Source organism: Aquicoccus porphyridii (assembly GCF_008369105.1).
Taxonomy (GTDB): domain Bacteria; phylum Pseudomonadota; class Alphaproteobacteria; order Rhodobacterales; family Rhodobacteraceae; genus Aquicoccus; species Aquicoccus porphyridii.
The window spans coordinates 1-635 of sequence record NZ_VINQ01000074.1 but is presented as its reverse complement, the minus strand read 5'-3'; the positions used below and the strand labels follow the sequence as shown (position 1 = coordinate 635).

The following is a 635-nucleotide window of genomic DNA, read 5'->3' as shown; positions in this document are numbered from 1 at the left end:
CAGAACTGGGCAGGTGCCGACTGGGGGCACATGGCGATCCCGCGGATTGGCCAGGAGGTGATCGTCGATTACCTGGACGGCGACTGCGACCAGCCGATCGTCACCGGGCGCACCTACCGGGCGACCAACCGACCGCCCTACGCGCTGCCCGACCACAAGATCCTCAGCACCATCAAGAGCAAGGAGTACAAGGGCAGCCGGGCCAACGAGCTGCGCATCGACGACACCACGGCGCAGATCAGTGCGGCGCTGATGAGCGACCACGGTGCCAGCGCGCTGCACCTGGGCTACCTGACCCATCCTCGGCCCGAAGGCGGCAAGCCGCGCGGCGAGGGCTTCGAACTGCGCACCGACGAACATGGCGCGGTGCGTGCGGCCAAGGGGCTGCTGCTGAGCACCGAGGAGCAGCTCAGGGCCGGCGCCGGCCATCTCGACCGAGGCGTCGTGGTGCAGGTGCTGGAGGCGGCGCTGGAGCTGGCCCCCGGCGCCGGCCATCTCGACCGAGGCGTCGTGGTGCAGGTGCTGGAGGCGGCGCTGGAGCTGGCCCGCGAGCTGGGCGACTACGCCGGGGAGCACCAGGGCGTGGGGCACGACGCGGCGCCGCAGCAAACCCTCCAGGAAGCCGTGCGCGACCT

General features: G+C 71.2%; 1 protein-coding gene. It reads left to right on the top strand.

All coding sequences use genetic code 11. From position 1 onward, the window contains the following. A partial coding sequence (locus FLO80_RS23640) for a type VI secretion system Vgr family protein (RefSeq protein WP_223145543.1) occupies positions 1-635 on the top strand: 635 nt, incomplete at both ends.